Genomic DNA, 2,818 nt, shown 5'->3' with positions numbered 1-2,818 from the left:
GTGGCCAAGGTGGAGCGCCGGGAGGCGCTGCGCCCTACGTCACTGGGCGCGCGCGGTAGCCTTGCCGCGCGAGGTGGGTACGTTAATCCCGCCTCCAAGGGTGCCCGCTGGTGCCCTGGCGCCTCCCGCCGCTCCACCCCCTCGCTTGGGTTGGCGAGGGACTGGCAAACCTCGGACGCATTGCGCCGCGAGAATGCTGAGGCTTGGCTGTTTGAAATTTGAATCCAAAATCAAGCAACGCGCCGAACCACATTCTGCGTCGTCCCCGCGCAGGCGGAGACCCATACGCCGTGTCGCCGATGTTCTGGTTGGCGCTAGCGGCCTTGTTGAACGGCCTTACTGCAATCATAACCGCCAGGGGTTATGGGTCCCCGCCTGCGCGGGGACGACGAATCTTTGCGCGGGGACGACGCTGTCTCTACCCGCGCTTGTCGATAGCGACGTAGTCGCGGTGCGTCTTGCCGGTGTAGAGCTGCCGCGGACGGCCGATCTTCTGGTGCGGGTCCTCGATCATCTCGCTCCACTGGCTGATCCAGCCGACGGTGCGGGCGACCGCGAACAGCACGGTGAACATCGCGGTCGGGAAACCCATCGCTTTGAGGGTGATGCCCGAATAGAAATCGACGTTCGGATACAGCTTGCGCTCGATGAAATATTCGTCGCTCAGCGCGATCTTTTCCAGTTCCAGCGCGACCTTCAGCATCGGATCGTCGCCGTGGCCGGTTTCCGCCAGCACCGCGTGACACATCTGCTGCATGATCTTGGCGCGGGGGTCGTAGTTCTTGTAGACGCGATGCCCAAAACCCATCAGGCGGACTTCGCTGTTCTTGTCCTTCACCCGCTTGATGAAGTCCGGAATCTTGTCGACCGATCCGATGTCGGACAGCATCGCCAGCGCCGCCTCATTGGCGCCGCCATGGGCGGGACCCCACAGGCAGGCGATGCCGGCGGCGATGCAGGCGAACGGATTGGCGCCGGAGGAGCCGGCGATCCGCACCGTCGACGTCGATGCATTCTGCTCATGGTCGGCGTGCAGGATGAAGATCTTGTCGAGCGCGTCGGCGAGAACCGGGTTGATCTTGTAGTCCTCGCACGGCACCGCGAAGCACATATGGAGGAAATTCTCGGCAAAGGTCAGCGAATTCTTCGGATACATGAAGGGCTGGCCTACCGTGTATTTGTAGGCCATCGCGGCCAGCGTCGGAATCTTTGCGATCATGCGCATCGAAGCGATCATGCGCTGTGTCGGGTCGGTGATATCGGTGGAATCGTGGTAGAACGCGGCCAGTGCGCCGACGGCTGCCACCATGATCGCCATCGGATGGGCGTCGCGGCGAAAACCCTGATAGAACCGCGCCATCTGCTCGTGCACCATGGTGTGGTGGATCACGCGCTGGTCGAAGTCTTCCTTCTGCGCCTTGGTCGGCAATTCGCCGTACAGCAGCAGGTAGCAGGTTTCGAGGAAATCGCCTTTTTCCGCAAGCTGCTCGATCGGGTATCCGCGGTATTCCAGAATGCCGGCGTCGCCGTCGATATAGGTGATCTTCGACTGGCAGCTGCCCGTGGACGTGAAGCCGGGGTCGTAGGTGAACATTCCGGCCTGGGCGTAGAGCTTGCTGATGTCGACGACGTCAGGTCCGACGGTGCCGCTCAGAATCGGGAAATCGTAGTTCTTGTTGCCGACGGTGAGGGTTGCGGTTTTGGCGGTGGTGTCGGTTTTTGCGTCCATCGTGAAATCCCCGATGCGGTCGTTGCGGAGGCCGGGCTAGCCTGACCAATGAAATGGTGGGACCGGCCGGATATTCCAGAAGCACCGCTGAAATGGGTATCTTATTGCCGTGTGCACTGCAAGATGGACCGCCGGCAGGCCATGCCGCCTTAGACGGAAGCTTGATCGCCCAGCCGGCCCAGGCATTCCTCCCGGCCCAGAACCGCCAGCACGTCGAAGATACCCGGCGAGGTGGTGCGTCCGGTCAGCGCCACCCGCAGCGGCTGCGCGACGGCGCCCAGCTTGAGATTATTCGCTTCCGCGAACGCTCGCGTGGCGGCTTCCGTGGTTTCCGCAGTCCACGGCGATACGGTTTTTAGCGCGATGCGAAGTTTGCCGATCAATTCCCTTGTTTCCGGCGTCAACAGCGCCGCTGCCTTCGGCTCGATCGCGAGCGGCCGGTCGGCGAAGATGAAGTTTGCGTTATCGATCAGCTCGATCAGCGTTTTCGCGCGCTGCTTGAGGTCCGGCATGGCCCGCAGCAGTTGCGACCGCGTGGTGTCGTTGAGCTTTGCCTGCAGCTGCGAACCATCGGGGATGTAGCGCAGCACGTCCTCGAACATGCTCACGAGGGATTGATCGTCGGCATGGCGGATGTAATGGCCGTTGAGGTTTTCCAGCTTGGCGACATCGAACCGCGCCGCCGAGCGCCCGATGGCCGGCAGATCGAAGGCTTCGATCATCTCCTCGGTCGAGAATATCTCCTGGTCGCCATGGCTCCATCCGAGCCGGACCAGATAGTTGCGCAGCGCCGCCGGCACATAGCCCTTGGCGCGGTAGGCCTCGACACCGAGCGCGCCGTGGCGTTTCGACAGTTTCGATCCGTCCGGGCCGTGGATCAGCGGAATGTGGGACATGCTCGGAAGCTCCCATCCCAGCGCGTCGTAGATCTGCTTCTGCCGCGCGGCGTTGATCAGGTGATCGTCGCCGCGAATGACGTGGGTGACCCCCATGTCGTGATCGTCGACAACGACCGCCAGCATGTAGGTCGGATTGCCGTCGCCGCGCAGCAGCACGAGATCGTCAAGGCTCTCGTTCTGCCAGACGACG

The 2,818-nt window shown here is 62.4% G+C and carries 2 protein-coding genes; both read right to left on the bottom strand.

Annotation, left to right across the window (positions count from 1 at the left end):
• Nucleotides 1-418 precede the first annotated feature (418 nt).
• On the bottom strand, nt 419-1,729 hold the full coding sequence (gltA, locus tag VGP39_RS03115) for a citrate synthase (protein WP_327566643.1): 1,311 nt from the start codon (nt 1,727-1,729) through the stop codon (nt 419-421).
• Between the two features lie 149 nt (nt 1,730-1,878).
• Nucleotides 1,879-2,818 (bottom strand): glutamate--tRNA ligase (locus tag VGP39_RS03110; RefSeq protein WP_327566642.1); only part of this gene is annotated, 940 nt, incomplete at its 5' end.

Source organism: Bradyrhizobium sp., from assembly GCF_036009065.1.
In the GTDB taxonomy this organism is placed as follows: domain Bacteria; phylum Pseudomonadota; class Alphaproteobacteria; order Rhizobiales; family Xanthobacteraceae; genus Bradyrhizobium.
The sequence above is the reverse complement of the archived record's forward strand: the minus strand, read 5'-3'. Positions and strand labels throughout refer to the sequence as shown.

Bases quoted from the DNA above. Each gene is read 5' to 3' on its own strand.
- gltA (WP_327566643.1), bottom strand. From the start codon at position 1,729: ATGGACGCAAAAACCGACACCACCGCCAAAACCGCAACCCTCACCGTC.